Annotated in this window: 23 protein-coding genes and 1 pseudogene; 13 read left to right on the top strand and 11 right to left on the bottom strand. The window is 37.6% G+C overall.

Going from position 1 to position 22,738, the window contains the following annotated elements; genetic code table 11:
* The first annotated feature begins 20 nt into the window (after positions 1 to 20).
* Together AC1M87_RS00795 and AC1M87_RS00790 are read left to right on the top strand one after the other, a co-directional pair.
* The gene (locus AC1M87_RS00795) at positions 21 to 869 is read left to right on the top strand and encodes a 3'(2'),5'-bisphosphate nucleotidase CysQ family protein (RefSeq protein WP_180027811.1); all 849 of its coding nucleotides are present in this window, start codon (positions 21 to 23) and stop codon (positions 867 to 869) included.
* Between the two features lie 61 nt (positions 870 to 930).
* Positions 931 to 1,668, top strand: coding sequence for a histidine phosphatase family protein (locus tag AC1M87_RS00790; protein WP_481592669.1), 738 nt, complete (start codon positions 931 to 933; stop codon positions 1,666 to 1,668).
* A 78-nt stretch (positions 1,669 to 1,746) separates the two neighbouring features.
* Here AC1M87_RS00790 and rpsT read toward each other — a convergent pair whose 3' ends face one another.
* On the bottom strand, positions 1,747 to 2,016 hold the full coding sequence (rpsT, locus tag AC1M87_RS00785) for a 30S ribosomal protein S20 (RefSeq protein ID WP_035263646.1): 270 nt from the start codon (positions 2,014 to 2,016) through the stop codon (positions 1,747 to 1,749).
* A gap of 215 nt (positions 2,017 to 2,231) precedes the next feature.
* On the opposite strand from rpsT, the gene AC1M87_RS00780 reads away from it, so the two are divergent.
* The 7 genes from AC1M87_RS00780 (at position 2,232) to AC1M87_RS00750 (ending at position 10,401) form a co-directional block, all read left to right on the top strand.
* Entirely contained in the window at positions 2,232 to 2,897 is a 666-nt protein-coding gene (locus tag AC1M87_RS00780) for a Rossmann-fold NAD(P)-binding domain-containing protein (protein WP_481592668.1), read from the top strand.
* An 11-nt stretch (positions 2,898 to 2,908) separates the two neighbouring features.
* On the top strand, positions 2,909 to 3,418 hold the full coding sequence (gene rraA / locus AC1M87_RS00775; RefSeq protein ID WP_180027814.1) for a ribonuclease E activity regulator RraA: 510 nt from the start codon (positions 2,909 to 2,911) through the stop codon (positions 3,416 to 3,418).
* 30 nt (positions 3,419 to 3,448) lie between these two features.
* Positions 3,449 to 4,234, top strand: a complete 786-nt coding sequence (locus AC1M87_RS00770; RefSeq protein WP_180027815.1) for a glutathione S-transferase N-terminal domain-containing protein — start codon at positions 3,449 to 3,451, stop codon at positions 4,232 to 4,234.
* 99 nt (positions 4,235 to 4,333) lie between these two features.
* Entirely contained in the window at positions 4,334 to 4,684 is a 351-nt protein-coding gene (locus AC1M87_RS00765; protein WP_180027816.1) for a hypothetical protein, read from the top strand.
* A gap of 101 nt (positions 4,685 to 4,785) precedes the next feature.
* Complete coding sequence (gene mfd, locus AC1M87_RS00760; protein WP_481592754.1) at positions 4,786 to 8,244, top strand: transcription-repair coupling factor; 3,459 nt, start codon at positions 4,786 to 4,788, stop codon at positions 8,242 to 8,244.
* Between the two features lie 224 nt (positions 8,245 to 8,468).
* Positions 8,469 to 8,906, top strand: coding sequence for an HIT domain-containing protein (locus AC1M87_RS00755; RefSeq protein ID WP_035263634.1), 438 nt, complete (start codon positions 8,469 to 8,471; stop codon positions 8,904 to 8,906).
* A gap of 52 nt (positions 8,907 to 8,958) precedes the next feature.
* The gene (locus tag AC1M87_RS00750; protein ID WP_481588186.1) at positions 8,959 to 10,401 is read left to right on the top strand and encodes an adenylate/guanylate cyclase domain-containing protein; all 1,443 of its coding nucleotides are present in this window, start codon (positions 8,959 to 8,961) and stop codon (positions 10,399 to 10,401) included.
* A 65-nt stretch (positions 10,402 to 10,466) separates the two neighbouring features.
* On the opposite strand, the gene fdx is transcribed toward AC1M87_RS00750, so the two are convergent.
* The 8 genes from fdx to AC1M87_RS00710 form a co-directional block, all read right to left on the bottom strand.
* A complete protein-coding gene (gene fdx / locus AC1M87_RS00745) occupies positions 10,467 to 10,805 on the bottom strand; it encodes an ISC system 2Fe-2S type ferredoxin (protein ID WP_035263630.1) in 339 nt (112 codons plus the stop codon).
* Between the two features lie 16 nt (positions 10,806 to 10,821).
* A complete protein-coding gene (gene hscA, locus AC1M87_RS00740) occupies positions 10,822 to 12,681 on the bottom strand; it encodes a Fe-S protein assembly chaperone HscA (RefSeq protein ID WP_481592667.1) in 1,860 nt (619 codons plus the stop codon).
* Between the two features lie 37 nt (positions 12,682 to 12,718).
* A complete protein-coding gene (gene hscB, locus AC1M87_RS00735) occupies positions 12,719 to 13,234 on the bottom strand; it encodes a Fe-S protein assembly co-chaperone HscB (protein ID WP_092766335.1) in 516 nt (171 codons plus the stop codon).
* A gap of 101 nt (positions 13,235 to 13,335) precedes the next feature.
* Positions 13,336 to 13,656, bottom strand: coding sequence for an iron-sulfur cluster assembly protein IscA (iscA, locus tag AC1M87_RS00730; protein WP_035263624.1), 321 nt, complete (start codon positions 13,654 to 13,656; stop codon positions 13,336 to 13,338).
* 30 nt (positions 13,657 to 13,686) lie between these two features.
* Positions 13,687 to 14,073: a Fe-S cluster assembly scaffold IscU gene (gene iscU / locus AC1M87_RS00725; protein ID WP_035263622.1), complete on the bottom strand. Its 387-nt coding sequence runs from the start codon at positions 14,071 to 14,073 to the stop codon at positions 13,687 to 13,689.
* 103 nt (positions 14,074 to 14,176) lie between these two features.
* Entirely contained in the window at positions 14,177 to 15,394 is a 1,218-nt protein-coding gene (locus AC1M87_RS00720) for an IscS subfamily cysteine desulfurase (protein ID WP_035263620.1), read from the bottom strand.
* A gap of 1 nt (position 15,395) precedes the next feature.
* Positions 15,396 to 15,869, bottom strand: a complete 474-nt coding sequence (locus tag AC1M87_RS00715; protein WP_035263618.1) for an Rrf2 family transcriptional regulator — start codon at positions 15,867 to 15,869, stop codon at positions 15,396 to 15,398.
* A gap of 139 nt (positions 15,870 to 16,008) precedes the next feature.
* A complete protein-coding gene (locus tag AC1M87_RS00710; RefSeq protein WP_481592666.1) occupies positions 16,009 to 16,659 on the bottom strand; it encodes a hypothetical protein in 651 nt (216 codons plus the stop codon).
* Positions 16,660 to 16,892: 233 nt separating this feature from the next.
* Between AC1M87_RS00710 and AC1M87_RS00705 the strand changes: the two genes are divergently transcribed.
* The 3 genes from AC1M87_RS00705 to AC1M87_RS00695 all read left to right on the top strand — a co-directional run bounded on the left by AC1M87_RS00705 (position 16,893) and on the right by AC1M87_RS00695 (position 19,756).
* Positions 16,893 to 17,321: a phasin family protein gene (locus AC1M87_RS00705; protein ID WP_092766445.1), complete on the top strand. Its 429-nt coding sequence runs from the start codon at positions 16,893 to 16,895 to the stop codon at positions 17,319 to 17,321.
* Between the two features lie 168 nt (positions 17,322 to 17,489).
* A complete protein-coding gene (locus tag AC1M87_RS00700; RefSeq protein ID WP_035263613.1) occupies positions 17,490 to 17,762 on the top strand; it encodes an HU family DNA-binding protein in 273 nt (90 codons plus the stop codon).
* Positions 17,763 to 17,890: 128 nt separating this feature from the next.
* A complete protein-coding gene (locus AC1M87_RS00695) occupies positions 17,891 to 19,756 on the top strand; it encodes a SurA N-terminal domain-containing protein (protein ID WP_481592665.1) in 1,866 nt (621 codons plus the stop codon).
* Positions 19,757 to 19,831: 75 nt separating this feature from the next.
* Here AC1M87_RS00695 and AC1M87_RS00690 read toward each other — a convergent pair whose 3' ends face one another.
* Positions 19,832 to 20,764 carry an AraC family transcriptional regulator gene (locus tag AC1M87_RS00690; RefSeq protein WP_481587489.1) on the bottom strand — a complete coding sequence of 311 codons (933 nt, stop codon included), beginning with the start codon at positions 20,762 to 20,764 and terminating at the stop codon, positions 19,832 to 19,834.
* Between the two features lie 188 nt (positions 20,765 to 20,952).
* On the opposite strand from AC1M87_RS00690, the gene AC1M87_RS00685 reads away from it, so the two are divergent.
* Positions 20,953 to 22,164, top strand: a complete 1,212-nt coding sequence (locus AC1M87_RS00685) for an alkane 1-monooxygenase (RefSeq protein WP_035263607.1) — start codon at positions 20,953 to 20,955, stop codon at positions 22,162 to 22,164.
* A gap of 38 nt (positions 22,165 to 22,202) precedes the next feature.
* Here AC1M87_RS00685 and AC1M87_RS00680 read toward each other — a convergent pair.
* Positions 22,203 to 22,687, bottom strand: a pseudogene (locus AC1M87_RS00680) (GNAT family N-acetyltransferase).
* Between the last annotated feature and the right edge of the window lie 51 nt (positions 22,688 to 22,738).

Genomic DNA, 22,738 nt, shown 5'->3' with positions numbered 1-22,738 from the left:
AGAAAAAATAGGTTTTATCCATGTTTATCACAACGCATGCTCCCCAAGATCAACAAATGTTAAATTTGGTTCCGATTTTGGCTGTTGCAAGCCAAATATTATTAGAAGAATATCAAAACTATTGTGCTGGACGTGATTTTAAAATCAACGAAAAAGATGACCATTCTCCTGTAACTCAAGCAGATTTAAAGGTCAATCAATATCTGCTCAGAGAGCTTGCAAAACTTACACCTGATATTCCGATCATTTCTGAAGAAAGTGATTATTCAGAGCGACATGAATGGCCTCAATGTTGGATGCTAGACCCTTTGGATGGTACGAAGGAGTTTATTCATGAACGTGATGAATTTACAATTAATCTGAGTCTTATTCAGAACCATCAAACTGTATTTTCAGTCATAGTCGTGCCGACTGAGAAAGTTATGTATATGGGCTATTTGACGGATCTTCCTTATAAATATTCATTTATGAACAATATTTGGGAAAAATATTGCAAATTTAAAGCCTCACCAGTCGATGCCATCCAAATTGGGCTGAGTCATAGTAGTAAAAATCCTAAGTATCAACACTATATTGATTATATTGAAAGAGAAATACCGGTTATACGTCGTGAAGCTGGAAGTGCTTACAAATTTTGTATGATGCTTGAAGGTGAGATAGATATTTACCCAAGATTTCATCCAACCTCTGAGTGGGACACTAGTGCTGGACAAGGCTTGCTAGAGAGTATAGGGGGTGGTTTATTGACCTTAGATTCTGTGCCATTTACCTATAATCAGCGTGATACTGTTTTGAATAATGGTTTTATCGCCTATCGTGATCCTGAAATGAGGCAATTGGCTTTAGATGCGTTGTCAAATGTACTTTAGGGGAGTGGAACTATAATTTCATCGTGTTATAGTCAAATTAATTTCATTTATTAGAATTATTATGTCGCTGAAGTTGCTTCCTCCAAGTATGCTCAGAGCGGTTGATTTACTGCCCGATGTTGCTGTGCCTGTTACACTATTTACTCGCCACTCAATACGTGAAATGGTGGTGGGTCAAGGACTCGCTGGATATGATTTGCAATTAACTGATCAAGGTAAGGATCTGGCGCAGGCTTGGGGGGCTTATCTTATTGAACAAACAGATCGTGTGATAGAACACTGTATTTCTAGTCCAATTCAACGTTGTATTGATACTGCTGCACTGATGATTCAAGGTGCTGATCAAATCAATCCTAAGTCAAATACCCATCATATTAAGATTGTTGAGCAGGGGCTTTTGGTCGAGCCTGGTAGCTTCGTTTTAGATATCGATCAAGCTGCGCCATATTTTAAGCAACAAGGTGCTTTGGGCTTTATCAATAGCTTTGTAAACAATACCTTACCTGGGATGAAGCAGCCAATTACAGGTGTGGTTGATGTTTTACATTTGCTTTATCAAACTCACCCTCAACAGAATCATGGATTAAGTTTGGCGGTTAGCCATGACACTATTCTGGCTGGTATTCTGGCTGTGATTTCAGGTAAAACACAGATTGGTCAACATGATTGGCCAGAAATGATGGAAGGTTTGTTTGTTTGGTTTGAAGGTGAAGCATTTATAGATGCAAAATTGAAATGGATATGGCGTGGTGAATCTAATGAGCTGTCTATTCGTGAATTTATAGAGCAAGAAAGATAGTAATTTTAATATTTTTTAAGCATTATTGATAAATTTAAGATATAAAAAAAGCCCTTAAAGGGCTTTTTTTAACGCAACTTAGTTAGAAGCTAAAGCTTTAACTTGTGCATTTAAACGGCTCTTATGACGAGCAGCTTTGTTCTTGTGGATGATACCTTTGTCAGCCATACGGTCGATTACAGGTACTGCAGTTTTGTAAGCTTCAGAAGCTGCTGCGTAGTCACCCGCAGCGATCGCTGCTACTGTGCGTTTAAGGTAAGTACGAACCATAGAACGTAAGCTTGCGTTGTGTTTACGTGCTTTAACGTTTTGACGAGCACGTTTTTTTGCTTGAGCAGAGTTTGCCACTCGTGCACTCCTTGAAATTGATTGGTCTGGGCGGGCTGAAATTTCAACTAAATACAAACATTAGAAGAATTTACACCAGCCCGTAAACAAGTGCCATATTGTGATTAAATGATGCGGCAAAGTCAAGTCTTGACATGCTTTGACAACATTTTTGATGCAGATAAAATGCGGTTAGCGCGTTAGATTATATGAATATTGGAAGGAATGGCGAAAAAATGATTAAAAATATTAAAAGTGCAATAGTTATAGGGGCAACTGGTTTAGTTGGTCGATCTTTGGTAAATCATTTGAATCAATTGGTAGATTGCGAAAGAATTGTCGTAGTTGTTCGTAAGCATGATGAACAATTTGAAAAGTTCACTAAAGTTGATCAGTTGGTCATTGATGACTTTTTAATGTTAAATGATGAGGACGCTTCTGAATTCTCACATGCGTTTAGTTGCCTAGGAAGTACAATTAAAAAAGCAGGCTCTAAAGAAAATTTTTACAATATCGATTTTGAGATAAATGCTCATTTTGCTGATTTGCTCGTGAATACCGATACTTTTTTTGCAATTGTAAGTGCGGAAGGTGCGAATGAAAGATCTCCATTCTTCTATAATCAAGTGAAGGGAAAGTTAGAAAATTATCTAAAATCATTATCACTCTATCAATTGGCGATCATTCGACCTTCACTCTTAATTGGTGAAAGAGCTGAAACAAGGACACTCGAAGATATTTCTCAGAGTATTTTCAAACGAGTATCGCAATTTCTGCCAAATACATTCAAATATAAGCCAGTGACAGCAGAGCAAGTCGCTAATACTATGGTCGTGAGCGCAAGAACTCAAAATGAAAAAATTAAGATTTATGATAATTTAGAGATTCAAAAACATAACTGAGGGTATAAAAAGTGACAACGCCAACATTTGTGACGTGTGATTTACTGGATGACCATCCTGATTTAGATATTCAAGTATTGTATCCATCTATTGATGGAAAATTCTTCAAAAGTTACGGCGGTGTAAAAAGCTTTGGGGGTGAAGCTGTCACTGTTAAATGTTTTGAGGACAATTCACGAGTAAAAGAGTTACTCGCTACAGATGGGCAAGGCAAAGTTTTAGTTGTAGATGGTGGTTCTTCCATGCGTTGTGCATTGATGGGAGATATGATTGCTGAGTCTGCCGTTAAATATGGATGGGGTGGTGTCATTATTAATGGTTGTGTTAGAGATGTTGATGCTATTGCGAGTTTAAATCTAGGCGTGCACGCACTTGCGGCTATACCTCAAAAAAGTAATCGCAAAGGGGTGGGCGAAACCAATATCACGATTCAAATTGGAAATATCACAATCCAACCAGGTGATTATATCTATGCAGACAATAATGGAATTATTGTGTCCAAGACAAAATTAGTCGATTAATTTAAATAAAACAAAAACGAGGTAATCAGTATGGTGATTCATCAATTAAAAGTGGCTCAGGCGCTAGCTTCAGCTGTTGCAGAAGGTGGACGTGGGACTTCAGGTACACCGTTTCCTAAACAGCCAGAAAAAGCATTAAAGCTTTACGAATTTGAAGGATCACCATTCTGTCGTCGTGTAAGAGAGGTGTTGACTTTACTTAATCTTGACTACGAAGTGTATCCTTGTCCGAAAGGTGGAAGGGTCTATCGAGATCAAGTAAAAACACTTGGTGGTAAGATTCAATTTCCTTTTTTAATTGATGAAAATACTGGGGCTAAACTTTACGAGTCTCAGGATATTATTCACTATCTTTTTAAGCATTATGGTGAGACAGGTCAAACACCGAAGCAATTCTCACACTACCCCAAATTGCCTGTAGTTGCTCTAGCTGGAACACTGATTAATGGTGCTCGTGGGATTTTTATAAATAAAGCGATTAAGCAGAGACCACAACCCGAGCATTTAATTGAGCTGTGGGGGTTTGAAGCGAGTCCATACACCAGAATCGTGCGCGCTGAACTCACAGAACTTGAATTACCATTTAAGTTTCATAATGTTGCTAAAGAACGTTGGCAGGATCAAGGACCAGCGATTTTACGATTGAAGCCTGGGAAATATATTCCTTTGGCTGGCGGTAAACGCGAGCAGGTTGTAAAGGTAATGAATCGCAAGGGGAAGGATATACAAGTCCCGTATTTAGTTGATCCTAATACAGGCGTAAAATTGTTCGAATCGAAGAAGATTGTAGAATATTTAAGAAAAAATTACGGTTAATTTTAGTTTGAGTGCTTTTTGGTCATGAATATAGGTGTATTCGTGACCAAATGCTAAGATAAAACATTATTTTGAGTTTTCAGCTTTTCTTACCGAACTATGTTTAAAAAAATTTCTGATTTGTTTCAAAAAAAACCATCGGCTGAGCAAGTTTATTTACAGACCCATCAAATTCGTCATGATCCTGAATTAGGATATATTATCGATGACGTTGTTTTGAATGAACTAAATGAAAGATTGTCATATTTTTCGAACCGAAAGGTTACTCGTTTTGATGATTTGGAAAATTTATTTTATCGGGGAATGTTGATCAAAGAGAAAATAGATCTCGAGTTGAATACAGGTCGTTTTACTACGAGATTAGGTAATAATCAACAGAATCTAGAACAGTTAAAAAAATTCGTGATATTGCTCAATGATTATTATCGTGAATTCAAACGTGAGCGCTAATGTTTGCGACTGAATGTTTGTGATATCTAAAAATAACTCATTCTCGATTTTGAACATGATAAAATAGTGCAATGTCCTACCAGACTTTTAAAGCGATCTTCATGTTCCAAAAAGAAATTTCTCAACTTAATCTATCACAAATAAAATCTGGCGAAAAAAGATGGTTAGGGGCGCTTAAAGGCTCTGCCATCGCTTTGCTTTTAAAAGAAATAAGTCAAAACTCTGATCGACTCTTTGTTCTGGTAGCTAGAAATAATCAACATTTAGCTCAACTTGAGAGTGAACTTGAATTTTATGGTGTGAAGCCCACCATCTTTCCAGATTGGGAGATCTTACCTTACGATCGGTTGTCTCCGCATCAAGATATTGTCTCAGAAAGATTATCAGTGCTCTCTAATATGCCAGCAAAAGGGATACTACTCATTTCAAGCACAACTTTGGCACAACGTGTTGCGCCGACGTCTTGGGTGTTAGGTGAGCATTTTGATATTAGCGTTGGGCAAAAATTTGATTTAGAAAAGCAGAAACAACGCCTGATTCAGGCTGGTTATCATTTGGTCGATACTGTATATGATCATGGAGAGTTTGCTGTTCGGGGAAGTTTAGTTGATATTTTTGCTTCAGGGCAAGATGCTCCAATTCGAATAGATTTGTTTGATGATGAAATTGATTCTTTGAAATTTTTTGATCCAGAAACTCAAAGGACCACGACGAAACTTGAACATTTTAAGGTTTTACCAGCTAAAGAGTTTCCTTTAAAAGAAGGTAGAGCTCAATTTCGAGACCGTTATGCTGAAGAGTTTCCAACGGCGAACCCGAAAAAAAATCCGATTTATCAGGATGTAATGGAGGGTATATCTTCACCCGGATTGGACTATTACTTTCCGCTGTTCTTTTCAAAAAAAGAAATGCTAGAACAAAGTAGTATTACATCATACTTACCAAATCATTCCATTGTCATTACAGATCGAAATATTGAAAGTGAATTAACTCAATTTTGGAAAGATATTTATCAGCGTTATGAAGACCGACGTCATAATGTTGATCAACCTTTATTAGCTCCAGAACAAATCTTCTTTCAACAAAATCAAATTTTTGAACAACTCAATCAGTTTCCTCGTATTATCGCATCTGACGAAGTTTTTGAACCTAAAGCGGGTGTAATTAATACCTCTGCTGAACAGCCACCTCGTTTAGCGGTAGAGCCTAAACATCAACAGCCATTTCATGCTGTAAAATCATTTATTGATGCTGCGCAACACCCTGTCTTACTCGTTGCTGAAAGTGCGGGACGTCGTGAATCGTTAAAGGACTCCTTGCGAGCAAGTATGGGTGAAATTCCTGTTGTAGAGCATTATCAGGAGTTTATTAATCAACAATATTCAGTAGCAGTAACGCATGCACCACTTGAACGTGGCTTGGAGATTAAAGGACAAATATCTGTCATTTCAGAAAATCAACTCTATGAGCATCGTGTTGTACAACGCCGTAGAAAACGCCAGCATGAAGTTTCTGAAGAGTTCTTAGTTAAAAGTTTAACTGAATTAAGTATAGGTGCTCCTGTAGTTCATATTGATCACGGTGTAGGTCGCTATGCGGGATTAGTGACTTTATGTATTGATGAGCAAGACCACGAATTTTTGCAACTTAATTATGCTGATGATGCCAAAGTCTATGTTCCTGTCACCAATTTGCATCTGATTAGTCGATACAGTGGAGGTGATCCTGATTTAGCACCACTGCATAAACTTGGTACTGATGCTTGGAATAAAGCTAAGCGCAAAGCACTAGAGCAAATACATGATGTTGCAGCCGAACTTCTTCATATTCAAGCAAGACGCCACTCAAAACCAGGTATTCAATTTGAATTAGATCACACTGCTTATATGCAGTTTGTTAGTGGTTTTGCTTATGAAGAAACGCTTGATCAAGCGAATGCTATCGAAGCGACTTTATACGACATGCAACAAGCTAAACCAATGGATCGTTTAGTCTGTGGTGATGTTGGATTTGGTAAGACAGAAGTGGCGATGAGAGCTGCTTTTGTTGCTGTACAGAACAATAAGCAAGTTGCTGTTTTAGTTCCAACAACTTTACTTGCGCAACAGCATTATGAATCTTTCAAAGATCGATTTGCTGATTGGCCTATCCGTATTGAAGTGTTATCTCGATTTGGCTCAAATAAAACACACTTAAAAACGATCGAAGATTTGGCAGAGGGTAAAGTTGATATCGTCATTGGAACGCATAAAATTTTGCAGGAAAATGTCCAGTTTAAACAACTTGGATTGATGATTGTTGATGAAGAACATCGCTTTGGTGTGCGAGATAAAGAACGTATTAAAGCGATGCGTGCCGATGTAGATATGCTGACGCTAACCGCTACGCCAATCCCGCGTACCTTAAATATGGCGTTTTCAGGTATGCGTGACCTCTCAATTATTGCTACACCACCTGCACGCCGTCTCGCTGTTAAGACCTTTGTCAATGAGCAGACCGATGCCACGATGAAAGAGGCGATCTTGCGTGAACTATTACGTGGTGGTCAGGTTTATATTTTGCATAATGAAGTGGATACCATTGAACGAGCGGCTGAAAATATTCGGTTGTTAGTTCCTGAAGCTCGGGTTGCAGTTGCGCATGGTCAAATGCGTGAGCGTGAGTTAGAACAGGTCATGCAGCAGTTTTATCATAAAGAATATAATGTATTGGTGTGTTCGACCATTATTGAAACGGGAATTGATGTACCAAATGCCAATACAATTATCATCGAGCGAGCAGACAAGCTAGGTTTGGCACAACTTCATCAACTGCGTGGTCGTGTGGGGCGCTCTCATCATCAAGCCTATGCGTATCTGATGGTTCCGTCTATTAAAGGCTTAAAAGGTGATGCTGAAAAACGACTTGATGCCATTCAGCGTGCTTCTACTTTAGGCGCTGGTTTTGTATTGGCAACAGAGGATTTAGAAATACGTGGAGCAGGCGAGCTTTTAGGTGAGCAACAAAGTGGTTCAATGCATGCAATTGGATATAGTCTATATATGGAAATGCTTGAGAAAGCGACTAAAGCTATCCAAAATGGTAAGACTCCTAACTTTGATGCCCCTTTGTCACTCACGGCTGAAATTAGTTTACATATGCCTGCATTAATTCCAGATGAATATTTAGGTGATGTGCATCAGCGTTTATTGTTCTATAAGCGAATTAGTAATACGGATACACAAGAAAAACTCGATCATATCCGTATGGAGCTTATCGATCGTTTTGGTGTGCTACCTCAACAAGTGAAATATCTTTTTACTGTTCATCAGGTGCGTATAAAAGCAGAAAAATTAGGTATTACCAAGATTGACTTGAGTAAGCAGGGTGGCCAAATTGAATTTTCACCTGATACTCCTGTTCAAGCGATGAGTATTATCCAAATGATGCAAAAACATCCGACATTTTTTAGAATGGACGGTGGTCAACGTCTGAAAGTGATGGTTATGCTTGAGGAAAATGACAAAAGAATTCAGTTTATTAATGATCTTTTAGATGAATTGATGAGAGGGCTCAACTGATCTAAGTTGGGCTTGAATCAATACTTGTTCATTGCTCAAAATGCACTGGCTGACAGTCAACCTTATAGGTTGATTTTTTAGCGATGCATTGCAATGAATGAGTGAGATTCAAATCAATGAAATACATATTTTTTTGTATCGAAACACATGACTAATAATACTCAGTCTAAAACTGTTGTGTTAGTATTAGCTATCCATTTAATTTTTGCGTCATTTATAAATATATGTTTAGTTTGCATCCACAACTTGCTCAAGATACTTTTTTTGTTGGCGACTTTCCACTTTCAACTTGTCGTTTAATGAATGACATGCAATTTCCATGGTTGATTTTGGTACCGCGTGTTCCTGGTGTAACTGAATTATATGAATTAAGCCAAGCAGACCAAGAACAATTTTTAAGAGAATCTAGCTGGTTATCTAGTCAATTATCTCGAGTTTTCCGTGCGGATAAAATGAACGTTGCAGCACTAGGAAATATGGTTCCTCAACTTCATTTTCATCATGTAGTTCGTTATCAGAATGATTCTGCATGGCCTAAGCCTGTTTGGGGTGCTTCACCTGCAGTTCCTTACAGTAATGATGTTTTAGCGCATATGCGTCAAACGCTCATGCTCGCGCTACGTGGTCAAGGTGACATGCCTTTCGATTGGCGTATGGAGTAAATACGTCAATTTCAGGGAAGAATAAAAATAATGTGAATTGAGGTAATAGCAATTGCCATTTGAACGAATGCTGGATAAAGAGCCACAGCAATTTGAAGTACTCCTCAGGATGATGGGGTATGTGATGATCGCGATTCTTGTTGTGATCTATTATTTCACTTCACAAAACCAAAATTATCAGATTTTATACCCTCTATTTATTTTCTTGCTGATTCTATTAGCGCCCCGAATTTCACACAGTATCCAATATCGTTATGGTAGTAAAACCAGACGTTTTGCGTTCTTTATTATTGATGTTGTTGTTGTAGCTACCGCCTTAGCAGCAGTGCATTTAAGTTTGTTGCCAACATTTGTTTTCCTGTTTGGATTAGTGTATACCGCCGTTAATAATAAAATTTCGATGATGGTGAGTTCGATTGCAATTTTAGTTGCGATCATTGTTTTTTATATTTGTACAATTTTTATTTTTGGTTTTGAAGATTATTTCCAGCAAACTTCAATCGAATTGTCCGTAGTCTCGTGTATATGTGCGATTCTTTTTGTGAATTTTGCTAATTATTATCAGAATCGACGTGTAAAAAAATTAGATGTTCAACGTCAAACTTATTTTAAAGAAATGAATCGATATATTGAGTTATCGAATCAGTTAAGCCGCTATGCACCAATTCAATTGTGGCAATCAATCATGCGTGGTGAAACTGAAGCGAAACTTGAATATAAACGAAAAAAAATTACGATTTTTTTCTCTGACATTCAGGGATTTACTGAGCTTTCAGAGACTCTTATTCCAGATGACTTAGCTTTTGTTTTGAATGACTATCTGAGCCATATGACTGAAATTGCCAAGCAATATGGTGGAACAATTGACAAGTTTATGGGAGACGCGATTCTCATTTTCTTTGGAGATCCAGATTCGCAAGGGGTTGAACAAGATGCCAAAAATTGCATCGATATGGCGATGGCAATGCGTCAACAAATGAAATTTTTGCGTGAACGCTGGGTGAAAATGGGATACTCTGCACTGCATATACGTATGGGCATTAGTACAGGTTATTGTCACGTTGGTAACTATGGCGCAGTTCATCGAATGGCATATACCATTGTTGGGCGGGATGCAAATTTAGCTGCAAGACTTCAAAATGCTGCAGAAATTGATGAAATTTTAATCTCGGATGAGACTTATAAGTTAGTTAAAAACTATTATCTTTGTGCACCTCAGGAACCTATAGAGCTGAAAGGGATTCATGGTTCAATTAAAAGTTGGCAGGTCATGGAAAAATATAGCACCAAGCAAACCCATCAACATTGGTTTGATTACGAGTACAAAGGGTTTCAACTGGTGCTGAATATGGAAGAAGTACAAAATTACGAATATGCTGAATTAATCGCAGTTTTAGAAAAAATGATTGAACGTATTAAACTTCAGCAGGATTTAACCAACTCTTCTGGTATTGTGAAGTTAAAACTATCTGATGAAGTAAAATATCTAAATTAGGATTTTATATCTACATAAATAAAAAGGTCACTTAAGTGACCTTTTTTATATGGTTTTACAAATGATTAATGATTTTCAGAAGCATGGTTAATCGTGTACTTCGGAATTTCAACTTCTAAATCATCATTTTCAATTTTTACTTGACAAGAAAGACGTGAATCAGGCTCTAAACCCCAAGCACGATCGAGTAAATCTGCTTCTACATCATTCATTTCTTCAAGACCGTCAAAACCTTTACGAACAATGACATGGCAGGTCGTACAAGCTGCAGACATATCACAAGCATGTTCAATTTTGATACCATTTTTTAGAAGGCTTTCGCAAAGATTGGCATTTTGCTCAACTTCAAACTCAGCACCTTCAGGGCAAATTTGCGCATGTGGAAGAACTTTAATACGTGGCATAAATTTTTACCTATGTTTAGTTTGAGTTTGACCAATCGTCAAGCTTAGTGCCTTTGAGAGCATGATCAATATGTTGATTCATTCGTTTTGCAGCAAATGCATCACTATGAACTTTTAACGCAGCAACAGCAGCTTCAATTGCTTCAATATCAGAAGTTTCAAGTTGTTGAGCCAAATGAGTTTGTGCAGAAATTAAATCCTGAGCTTCCTGTTCAGTCAAGAGTTTAATATCAGCTTTAAGCGCTTGAGAAAGAGCTTCAAGTTCTCGTTGAGCTTCAACTCTAGTTTCATGTAAATGACGAAGGGCTTTATCTTCTGCTGCAAATTTAAAACCATCAACCAGTAGGCGCTCCATATCAGTATCAGATAAACCATACGATGGTTTAATATCAATCTGAGCTGAGACGTTAGATGTTGTTTCACGAGCAGATACCGATAAGAGACCGTCAGCATCGACTTGATAAGTCACTTCAATGCGTGCTTGACCAGCAGTCATCGGTGGAATGCCGCGTAAAACAAAACGTCCGAGACTACGGCAATGTTCTACTAAATCGCGCTCACCTTGGACAACATGGATTAACATCGCAGTTTGACCATCTTGATACGTGGTGAACTCTTGACGACGAGCGACAGGAATTGCAGTATTACGTGAAATTAATCGCTCTACTAATCCACCCATGGTTTCAATACCAAGTGATAATGGTGTTACATCAAGTAGCAAAGAACCATCGGTGCTATTACCAATTAACTGGTTGGCAGTAATTGCAGCACCAATTGCAACGACTTCATCTGGATTAATGGTACACAGGGGTTCTTGACTAAATACTTCTGCTACAGCTTTTTGTACCGCATAAGAGCGAGTAGAGCCACCAACTAAAACGACATTTTTAATATCGTCTAATTCCAATTTAGCATCACGTAATACTCGTTTGCACACTGAAATCGTTTTATCTAGAGCAACTTTAATGATGCTTTCAAACGTTGCACGATCCAATGTTAATTCGTTTTCTAAAAGCTGAAGATTAACTTGATCTTGGTCCGATAAAGCTTCTTTCGCTTTACGTGCTGCAACAAGGAAGTGTGCATACTCGTTATCATCTAAGGTCTCGATATTGAGCGATTTTTTAGCCCACTTGACGATAAGACGATCTAAATCATCACCTCCAAGTGCAGTGTGTCCACCTGTAGCGAGTACCTCAAATACACCCTGTGAGAAACTTAGGATGGATACGTCGAAAGTACCACCACCTAAGTCATAAATCACATAGTTTTGATCTGTACTTAAATTTGTTGCTTGATCTAAACCATACGCTACAGCTGCTGCTGTAGGTTCGTTTAATAATCTCAGTACGTTTAAACCAGCGAGCTGTGCAGCGTCTCGTGTTGCTTGGCGTTGTGCCTCATCAAAATAGGCAGGTACTGTAATGACAGCACCATTTATGGGATTCTTTAAACTTGCTTCAGCGCGATCTTTTAGGTTTTTTAGAATTTCAGCAGAAATTTCGACAGGTGTTTTACGACCTTGCGCTGTTTCAAAAGCAGGCATCTGATTGTCTTCACCCACCAATTGATATGGGTGTTGAAATTTAATATCAGCTTTTGAGCGTCCCATAAAACGTTTTACAGAAACAATAGTATTCTGTGGGTCACGAGTTACAAACGGTTTTGCGTCATTGCCGAGCACAGTAGAGTTTTCAGCATAATGTACGATAGAAGGAAGTAACACTTGACCTTGTTCATCATTTAGAACTTTAGGTTTGCCAGAAAGCACAGTTGCTACAAGAGAGTGGGTCGTACCTAAATCAATACCAATAGCAATGCGATGTTCATGTGGCGCACTTGATTGTCCAGGTTCAGCAATTTGCAAGAGTGCCATGTGTTAAATCCCTTGAAAATAAAACAAAAAAATAAAATTAGAATTCGTCATCTAAGTCAAAATCTTCATCATCGAGAATACGATCTTCAGCTTGATGTATATCATTCATCACTTTTTGGAAGAAACGTAATTTTCGAACAGTATCGCGAGACTCAGCCCAATCTTCAGCTTCATAGTCTATTTTGAATTCGCGAACTAAACCATCAATCCATTGTTGCACTTCAGTTTTTAAAGATGAAAGTTGTTCAGAACTTTGAGCTTCATCTAACTGTTCACGAATTTCTAATGCAGATTGTAAAAATTCGAAATCATTGATGGATTGATCTAAATGATAGTCTTGTTTTTTGAGTGTAAGTAAATATCCAGCACGGCTGTCAACTTGAGATAAAACTTTATAAGCTTGATTGATTTCGCTAGATTTGATCAAGGCTTGGTCTTTATTTTCAGCTTTATCTGGATGATATTGTTGCTGCAATTTTAGAAAGTTAGCTTTCAAAGTTGCTAAATCAATATCGAGTGCTACAGGGAGATTAAACAACTCAAAATGATTCATGGATTTGGAATTCCAAAATAGTGAAAAATAAAAGTGGGCGCTGAATAGAATTAAAACAGTGCAGGGCACTGTTTTAATCAGGTAAAAAGAGAATGATTATCTTAAACAGTGAAAGATTCACCACAACCACATTCACCTTTTTTGTTTGGGTTGTTGAATTCAAAACCTTCGTTTAGACCATTTTTAACATAGTCCATTTCCATACCTTCTAGATAAACAAGGCTCTTCGGATCAACGAAAACTTTAACCCCAAACTGTTCAAAGACTTGATCATGTTCGTCAACTTCATCAACGAATTCGAGAACATAAGCCAGTCCAGAACAACCTGAAGTTTTCACACCAACGCGAATACCTTCACCCTTACCGCGATTCAATAAATAATTGCTGATATGAGTTGCAGCATTTTCAGTTAAATTGATCATGAAAACTCCATTCAATCATCAAGCGCTAAATTAAGCTTTCGCTTTTTTGCTACGGTAGTCTTCTACAGCAGCTTTAATTGCATCTTCTGCAAGTACAGAGCAGTGTACTTTTACAGGAGGAAGCGCAAGTTCATTTGCAATATCAATATTCTTGATTTGCTGTGCTTGGTCTAAAGTTTTACCTTTTAGCCATTCAGTTACAAGTGAACTTGAAGCAATTGCAGAACCACATCCGTAAGTTTTGAAGCGAGCTTCTTCAATTACACCATTCTCATCCACTTGGATTTGAAGACGCATAACGTCACCACAAGCTGGTGCACCGACCATACCTGTACCTACGTTTTCTGCGTTTTTATCTAAAACACCAACATTACGAGGATTTTCGTAATGATCAATCACTTTTTCGCTATAAGCCATGATGCGTCTCCAAACCTCAGGGTCGGCTGATAATATTTAATATGGGTGCATCTTATTAAATTTCAATATTTAAGCTTAATAAGATGCATGTGTTTGGTTTAAATTAGTGTTCTGTCCATTCAACTTTCGACAGATCAATCCCTTCTTTGTACATATCCCAAAGTGGAGAAAGGTCACGTAATTTTTCTACAGCAGCTTTAGTTACTTCTAGCACATGATCAATATCTTCTTCAGTCGTATATTTACCAAAACTGAAGCGAATTGAACTGTGTGCTAACTCATCAGATAAGCCTAATGCACGAAGAACATAAGAAGGTTCTAATGTTGCAGAAGTACAAGCTGAACCAGATGAAACAGCAGCGTCTTTAAGTGACATCATTAAAGATTCACCCTCAACGAAGTTAAAACTTACGTTTAAGTAGTTTGCTACGTTTTGAGTCGGATGACCATTTAAGAAAACTTGTTCAAGATCTTGTAGACCATTCCAAAGTTTGTCACGTAGAGTGCGTAAGCGAGTTTGTTCAGCAACTAGGTTTTTACCTGCAAGTTCAAATGCTTCACCCATACCAACGATTTGGTGAGTTGCAAGCGTACCAGAACGCATACCGCGCTCATGACCACCACCATGCATTTGAGCTTTAAGACGCACACGTGGACTACGACGTACGTAAAGTGCACCGATACCTTTAGGGCCATAAATTTTGTGAGCAGAGAAACTCATTAAATCAATTTTCATGGTTGATAAATCGATTTCAACTTTACCAGCAGCTTGGGCGGCATCTACGTGGAAATATGTCTTATTCGCACGAGTTAATTCACCAATAGCGGCAACATCAGTCACAGTACCAATTTCATTATTGACCATCATTAATGAAACAAGAATTGTATCAGGACGTAAAGCAGCTTGAACCATTTCAGGAGTAATTAGACCTGTTTGAGCTTCTGGTTCAAGATAGGTAATTTCAAAGCCTTCTTGTTCTAATTCACGGCAAGTATCTAAAATTGCTTTATGTTCAATTTTACTCGTAATAATGTGTTTGCCTTTTGAAGCGTAGAACTGTGCAACACCTTTTAGTGCAAGGTTGTCAGATTCTGTAGCGCCAGATGTCCAAACGATTTCGCGTGGATCTGCTTTTACAAGATTTGCAACTTGCTCACGAGCGTATTCAACTTTTTCTTCAGCTTGCCAACCATATGCGTGCGAACGTGATGCAGGGTTACCAAAAGTCCCATCGAATGTAAGGCATTCCATCATGCGCTCAGCAACTTGTGGGTCGACTGGAGTCGTTGCAGCATAATCAAGATAAATTGGACGTTTCATGTCAAATACCTGTAACCGATAAAAGGGCTGAATCTAATGGAGCTGTATTCTGGCGGATCGCAACAGTTTGAACGTTATCGCGAGCAACTAAATCAGCAAGAGAGATTTTAGCTAAGTAATCGGCAATGTGGAGGGAGAGTTCTTGCCATAAATCGTGAGTTAGACACATTGCGCCATTTTGGCAGTTACCTTTGTGGTCACAACGTGTTGCATCAACAGTTTCGTTTACAGCTTCAATAATTTCTAAGACCGTAATATCAGAAGCATTACGCGCTAAATGGTATCCACCATTAGCACCACGTACACTCGAAACCAAGCCATGACGCTTTAATTTAGCAAATAGTTGTTCTAAATAAGCCACAGAAATAGTTTGGCGAGTAGCAATTTCTGCCAAAGTAATGGTTTGTTCAGTCGGCTGCAAAGCTAGATCAAGTAATGCAGTCACTGCGTAGCGACCGCGAGTGGTTAAGCGCATGATTCGATACACGTGTAAAAGGCTAGATGATGAAATTTTATGAATTCCGACTAATTTAGTCAAGTATTTTTTCTAAAAACCAACTAAATTAATCGGAATTAAATATGGCGAGGATTTAAACAGATAAAACTTTATTATTTTAATAAATATTCAATAAATTATACACGATTAAAGCCACGAATAGAACGGAAACTATCCCGAACGCAATATTGGTACGTTTTTGGTTGGTTTGCATGCGACGAATACGATTTTTATATTGTTTTACCGCTACTTGAAGTGTATTGATTTTAGATCTTTGTAAGTCAATTTTTTCAAGTAATGGTGCAATGCGTTTTCTCGAAGCCTTTGTATCTTGGTCTTCAGAAGCTGTTGTTAACCAGTTTTTCCAATCTGAAAGTAATTTCGGTGTTGAGAGATGTAATGCTAAATCTCTGAATTCGTCTTTAAGCTTTTGATCACCTTCAATACGCATTTTTTTCAAACTTCTGCGGTTTGCAAACCCGAAAATTTGAATGATATCGACTAAAGTACTACTTACCTTGAGGTCAGGTTCTTTTTCTGGCGCTTGAAGGTCAAATAAGATGCCTTTATCCGTAAATTGGATATAAAAGTCAAAATAGGGGATATAGCTATTCATTTTAATTGTAATTTGTTGTTCTACAAATTTTTTTGCTTGAAGGCGAACAACACGGTCATGTTTTAAGACGAAAGAATAGAATGTCTCTAAAACTAACATAACAATGTTAAGCAACAAACGGGTATGACCTTGTTGTTGTTGCGATTCACTCATAAAAAAATCCTATTCAAATTTAATAAATCTAAAAAGTTCTATTAACACAAACTTAAATTAAGTCTAAGATTACATCATTTATCATTGCTTTGTAGAACAGTTTTGAACAAGGTTCAATAGCGATATTTGATATTATCAATGTATTTTATGCACGAATAGTCAGTTTAGAGGCTAAAATATACAGGAGTGTAACGGTGGATCAAGATGTAAATAACAATAAAGAACAGGAATTAATGGACAACTCACAACCTGCAAACTCACGTAAAACAAAGCATCAACGCAAGTCCACACTTGATTTTCGTAAATATACTAAACAAATTTGGCTTGCTGGTTTAGGTGCTTTTTCTCGCGCAGAGGAAGAAGGTAATAAAATGTTTGACTCTTTAGTCAAAGTTGGTGAAGAGCTTGAATCAAAAACGGTTGAATTTACAGATCAAACAGTAAACAAAGTTGCGGAAAAAACTAAAGAGTCTGTTACGGATAAAAAAGATAAGGTGGAAAAACTTTTAGATCATGGGGTGAGTACTTCGCTTAATCGTATTGGGCTCGTCTCAACTAAAGATGTACAACATCTTGAGAATATGATTTTAGATATTCACCAGAAATTAGATGTGCTCATTGCTGAAAATCAAGCTTTACGAGCCAAACTCGAAAAAAAATGATGGATTTAGAGATAAAACTGTAATTTTGGTATTTTTTGTCGCTTATTTTGATCAAAACAGGTCGAGCAGTATTGCGTTTCCCCCCAAAGCATTGCTATAAAGTCGTCATGGCCTTTTAAAATACAAGCCTTGGATTTTAAACAAACGATATAAGAGGACGTAATCTTCATGAATAAATCAGAATTGATTGATGCGATTGCAGAGAAAGGGGGATTGTCTAAGACTGATGCTGGTAAGGCATTGGACGCGACTATTGCTTCTATTGGCGAAGCGCTGAAAAAAGGTGACTCTGTTACTTTAGTAGGATTTGGTACTTTCAGCGTTAAAGATCGTGCTGCACGCACTGGTCGTAACCCGAAAACTGGCGAAGAATTACAAATTAAAGCAAGCAAAGTTCCTAGCTTTAAAGCTGGTAAAGGTTTAAAAGATTCTGTAGCTTAATTCTTATTAAGTCCAAAACGCGCCGACTTGGCGCGTTTTTTATTAAAAAGAAAATTTATGGCTTCATCTGATATATTCGGTTTGGATTATCAGTTAGAATCGCTTTGAAATAAAATATTGGAATACCTATGGAATCGTTTCGTAAACTCATTAAAGGGTGGCTCGGCAAAGTCCTTCTAGTATTATTTTTGACACCATTGGCATTGGTCGGTATTGAAGGCTATTTCGGTGGTGGAAACAAAGATGGGATTGCTAAAACCGTTAATGATTTAGAAATTTCTAATAAAGAGCTAGAAGTTCAAACGAAGAATTATAAAGATCAATTCTTACAAATGGTTCAAGGTGATGAATCACTTCTGAATCAATCGTATATTGAACAAATGGCTCTAGATAGTTTAATTGATCGTGCTTTATTGGTTCAGCAGGCTGAAAAGTTAGGCATCAGTTTAAGTGATGCTCAGATTGAACAAATGATTGCTCAACAGCCAAGTCTGCAGGTTGATGGTAAATTTTCACAACAAGCTTATGAAAACTATCTTCGATCAATTAATATGACGAGCCAGGGTCTAATCCAAAATTTAAGACAAGATCATGCGCTTCAAATGTTAGTTTCAAGCATTCGTGATAATTCTTTGGTAAGCCAAAGTGATATTCAGCAAATCGCAAATCTACAAGGTGAGCAACGTACGTTATTTATGTCATCTGTAAAATTGGATGATTACAAAACGTCTGTAAAAATAACTGATGCTGAAGTCGCTGCTTATTATGAAAAACATAAAGTGCTGTTTAAGCAACCTGCCTCAGTTGATCTTGATTATGTATTGGTAACGCCTGCTATGGTAGCAAATGCCACAACAACTGTTACAGATGCAGAATTAAAACAAGCTTATGATCAATATGTAACTCAACAAAATAAAAATGCCAAAGTTGAAGTCCAACATATTTTGATTACAACAGATAATCGTACTGCGCTTGAGGCTGAAAAAATAGCCAATGATGTCTATGCAAAAATTCAATCAGGATTATCTTTTGCAGAGGCTGCTCAACAGTATTCTGAAGATTCTAGTTCCAAAGATAATGCGGGTCGAGTTGATGGTTATGAAGCCGGTGTATTCGGTGATGCTTTTGATAATGCAGTTCAAGCTTCAAAAGGTACGATTTCTAAGCCAGTAAAAACCGATTTTGGTGTACATATTATTCAAGCTAAAGCTGCTCAAGTGAATGTTGCTAGTTTTGAGTCTGAAAAAGCACGTCTTGAAGCTGATTTATTAAAATCTAAAAATGCCAATGCTTATTCTGATCTAGTGAATGGTTTGAATGAGCTCGTTGTAAGTAGCGATGCATTAGATGTAGTCCCTCAGGAATTAAAATCGGCTAAATTGGTTACTGCGAATAATGTAACTCTCGCAACTCAAAATTCAGTCCTAGCCGATCCTGCTGTAAAAGCTAAAATCTTTAGTCAAGATGTAAAAAATGGTGATCGTAACGCGACCAGCAATATACAATTGGCTAATGGTGATACAGTTTGGTTGAAAGTTCGTGAATACCGTGAAGCTGGTGTTCAACCTTTATCAGTAGCCAAAGCGAAGGTTAAAGAAAAGCTGTTGAATCAAAAGGCATATGAAGCTGCTCAAGCAAAAGTTGCTGCAATGTTAAAGGATTTTAAAACACTACCTTCACAGCAGGTTTTAACTAAGCATCAGCAATCTTTCGTAAATGCTGGTGTTTTTACTCGTTCTCAAGGTCTTAAGCGAGAAATTGAACGTGCTGCATTTAGTGTGCCTGCACCTAAAGCAGGAATGTGGTCTGTGACTACAGCTCAATTACCAAATGAAATGGTAATTATCGGTGTGGCTGAGGTAAATAAACCATCTATGGATTCGATTTCGGCTGAAGAAAAACAGCAGCTTGCACAGCTTTATCAAAACTATCGTGGTACACAATTACTTAAAGATTACACTGAGTATTTAAAGACAGTTGCAAAAATCAAGTAACTCACCAGTAATTCTATCTTCATAAAAAAAGCACTTCGGTGCTTTTTTTATTTTGCTATGATTTATTCAATTCGATTAATTCAAATAAGTATTACGATATTGGCTTGGACTGCATAGATAATGTTTTTTGAAGGCTTGACTAAATGCAGTCTCTGATGAATAACCAACTTTGTGCGCGATTTGTTGAATTGAAAGCTGGCTCAAGCGTAAAAGTTGACTGGCTAATCTTAAACGGTGTTTCTGTAAGTATGCTAATGGTGTTTCATTCACCATATTTTGAAATAAATGAGCGAATTTTGAACGCGACATAAAGCAAGTTTCTGCCAATGATTCTACAGTCCAGTTTCGTTCTGGTTGGCTGTGAATCGCTGAAAATGCAGGGCTCAGTTCTGGGTGAGTAAGTGCATTTAACCAGTTATTCTGGTCTGTAAGCGTGGAAATGTAATCTCTCACGCATTCGATTAACATAATACTCACCACGTGATCCATAATCTTATGGCGACCAGGTCGGTTCATCTTGGTTTCATCAGCCACGAAATAAAGCCCGATCCTTAACCACTCCGGCTCTCTAGCATTCAGTGCATTGTTTAAATGGATATAAGTGGGTAAGGCTTGAATCAATGGTCCACCCATAATACTGTCCATATTAGATCGTATACTGAAGATGAGAGATTTCTCAGATTTATCATCTTCGTCACCGAGGATAATTTCATCATCTCTTAAACCTTTAAATAAATGATCTATTTGAGTAATGTTGACTAATCTTTGTTCTTGATGGCTATAGGCTTGATGTGACATTCCAGAAGGAATAATTGCCATATCTCCAGCTTTTAAATGTAGCTGTTCGCCATTTTGAAATTTAAAAAAGGCTTCACCGTATAATAAAATATAGGTAATCATGGCTGTTTGATGACTTAACTCAAAAGCCCATTTACCTTGTGCTTGAAGGTAGAGATATTCCGTATTTTTGAGGTGAATATCTTCAAAAACTTGACTGAGGGCATCCATGTTTTTTGTATATTCCCTATACGCTTACAATTGCTGAATCTTAACATGTGTAAAGATTTCTATAATGTATTTTAACTTCAAAATCATCGTGGAAATACGACTCAATAGCTTTTTTGGACGATTACGACTGTATTTGAAGTTTGAAATGACCAAAGATAAAAATAAGAAATAGAAAAGGAAAATTGCAAGTGAATGCAAAGGTAAAAGTTGAAGAGTTATTGAGTCAGAACCCGATAGCGCAAGGCTTACAACTGGATAAGAAGCGTTACTTATGGTTGCTTAGTCCAGCACTGCCTGTATTAGGGATGGGCTTTTTGGCTGGATATCAATACGGACCTAAAGCAACTAAAAAATTGTTTGCATTAGGTGGACCTTTATTATTACACGTAATTATTCCCACCATTGATGCTTTGGTCGGTACTGATGAGAATAATCCGAGTGATGAGCAGATCAAAAAATTAGTCAGTGATCCTTACTATGATCGTATAGTAAAAATGTTTGTTCCTTTACAATATGCAGCCAATTTTTTTGCTGGGTACGTGGTCTCTCGTAAAGAAACCCCATTGTTGGATCAGTTGTTGATTGGTTGTACTATGGGGTTGATCAACGGTATTGGTGTGAATACTGCCCATGAACTATGCCATCGACCGAAGCGTGCAGATCATTATTGGTCACACGTGACACTAGCACCACTTGGATACAATCATTTCCGTATTGAGCACCCATATGGGCATCATAAGCGCGCAGCTACTCCAGAAGATCCAGCGACTTCTAAGATGGGTGAGACCTTTTACGAGTTTCTTCCAAGAACCATTAGCGGTGGCTTGAAGTCAGCAATACAGATTGAAAAACATCGACTAAATCGTAAGGGTGAGTCGTTCTTTTCACTGAAAAATGAGTTATTTCACGGCGCAGCCATTAGTGCAACTTTTCACGCAACGATGCTAAAACTGTATGGTAAGAAAATTTTACCATTCTTAGCCATACAGTCACTTTACGGTGTGACTTTATTTGAAATGGTCAACTATCTTGAGCACTACGGCTTATTGCGAGAAAAGAAAGAAGATGGAAGTTATTCGCGTACTATGCCTGAACATAGTTGGAATAATAATAACATCACAACCAATCTATTCTTATACCAGTTGCAGCGCCATTCGGATCATCATGCTTATCCGACACGACCATTCCAAGCATTGAGAAACTTTGAAGAAGCGCCAGTGTTGCCAAGTGGATATGCGACGATGTTGATCCCAGTTTTAATACCTAAGTTATGGTTTAAAATTATGGATAAGCGCGTATTTGACCATTATGGTGGCGATTTAAATAAAGCCAATATTCATCCAAAACGACGAGCAAAAATTTTTAAAAAATTTGGTGTTATTGATAAATTATTGGGCTAACACTCAAAAATAAAAAAACCGATCATGGGTCGGTTTTTTTATAATACTTTTAACATGCGTATTTCGCATGCATCACTATGTCCAGTATTTCCTAATGGGTGTTGTAGATGTTGAAAACCTAATTTTTCATATAATTTTACAGCCTGCCAGAGAGATGCTGTGGTTTCGAGATAAATTTGCGTGTAACCCTGATCTCGTGCAAATTGGATACATTTTTCTAGAATTTGTTTTGCAAAACCCAAACATCGTATTGAGGGCATAAAATACATTTTTGTATCTCTAGGGTGTTTTCGTCGCCCAGCAAAGGTGCAATGCCCCCACCACCAAAGACCTCGTGTTGGTCATTGCTAATAACCCAATATATGGAGTGAGGTTTTGTATAAACGTCATAGAGTTGATCTAGAATTGGATCTGCAACTGCGAAGCCTGATTCAGCAGCGAGACCAAACTCCACTGAGACTTCACGGATGATTTTTGCAATATGGGGATTATCTTGGGGTTGAATAGTTCGAATAAAGTACATAATTGATGAAACTTAGTAAATCTTCATAGAGTATATCTAAGTTTCATCGCA

It is taken from the genome of Acinetobacter sp. 24-47-62 (genome assembly GCF_056779765.1).
Note: the sequence above shows the minus strand (reverse complement) of the source record. Positions and strands in the feature narration are given on the sequence as shown.

Excerpts from the sequence above, each read along its gene's own strand:
- AC1M87_RS00715 (WP_035263618.1), bottom strand. The coding sequence starts at position 15,869 with ATGCGCTTAACCACTCGCGGTCGCTACGCAGTGACTGCATTACTTGAT.
- mfd (WP_481592754.1), top strand. The coding sequence starts at position 4,786 with ATGTTCCAAAAAGAAATTTCTCAACTTAATCTATCACAAATAAAATCT.
- AC1M87_RS00770 (WP_180027815.1), top strand. The coding sequence starts at position 3,449 with ATGGTGATTCATCAATTAAAAGTGGCTCAGGCGCTAGCTTCAGCTGTT.
- AC1M87_RS00795 (WP_180027811.1), top strand. The coding sequence starts at position 21 with ATGTTTATCACAACGCATGCTCCCCAAGATCAACAAATGTTAAATTTG.
- iscU (WP_035263622.1), bottom strand. The coding sequence starts at position 14,073 with ATGGCTTATAGCGAAAAAGTGATTGATCATTACGAAAATCCTCGTAAT.
- AC1M87_RS00700 (WP_035263613.1), top strand. The coding sequence starts at position 17,490 with ATGAATAAATCAGAATTGATTGATGCGATTGCAGAGAAAGGGGGATTG.
- AC1M87_RS00755 (WP_035263634.1), top strand. The coding sequence starts at position 8,469 with ATGTTTAGTTTGCATCCACAACTTGCTCAAGATACTTTTTTTGTTGGC.
- AC1M87_RS00720 (WP_035263620.1), bottom strand. The coding sequence starts at position 15,394 with ATGAAACGTCCAATTTATCTTGATTATGCTGCAACGACTCCAGTCGAC.
- iscA (WP_035263624.1), bottom strand. The coding sequence starts at position 13,656 with ATGATCAATTTAACTGAAAATGCTGCAACTCATATCAGCAATTATTTA.
- hscA (WP_481592667.1), bottom strand. The coding sequence starts at position 12,681 with ATGGCACTCTTGCAAATTGCTGAACCTGGACAATCAAGTGCGCCACAT.
- AC1M87_RS00765 (WP_180027816.1), top strand. The coding sequence starts at position 4,334 with ATGTTTAAAAAAATTTCTGATTTGTTTCAAAAAAAACCATCGGCTGAG.
- AC1M87_RS00695 (WP_481592665.1), top strand. The coding sequence starts at position 17,891 with ATGGAATCGTTTCGTAAACTCATTAAAGGGTGGCTCGGCAAAGTCCTT.
- fdx (WP_035263630.1), bottom strand. The coding sequence starts at position 10,805 with ATGCCACGTATTAAAGTTCTTCCACATGCGCAAATTTGCCCTGAAGGT.
- AC1M87_RS00690 (WP_481587489.1), bottom strand. The coding sequence starts at position 20,764 with ATGGATGCCCTCAGTCAAGTTTTTGAAGATATTCACCTCAAAAATACG.
- AC1M87_RS00705 (WP_092766445.1), top strand. The coding sequence starts at position 16,893 with ATGGACAACTCACAACCTGCAAACTCACGTAAAACAAAGCATCAACGC.
- AC1M87_RS00710 (WP_481592666.1), bottom strand. The coding sequence starts at position 16,659 with ATGAGTGAATCGCAACAACAACAAGGTCATACCCGTTTGTTGCTTAAC.
- AC1M87_RS00790 (WP_481592669.1), top strand. The coding sequence starts at position 931 with ATGTCGCTGAAGTTGCTTCCTCCAAGTATGCTCAGAGCGGTTGATTTA.
- hscB (WP_092766335.1), bottom strand. The coding sequence starts at position 13,234 with ATGAATCATTTTGAGTTGTTTAATCTCCCTGTAGCACTCGATATTGAT.
- AC1M87_RS00780 (WP_481592668.1), top strand. The coding sequence starts at position 2,232 with ATGATTAAAAATATTAAAAGTGCAATAGTTATAGGGGCAACTGGTTTA.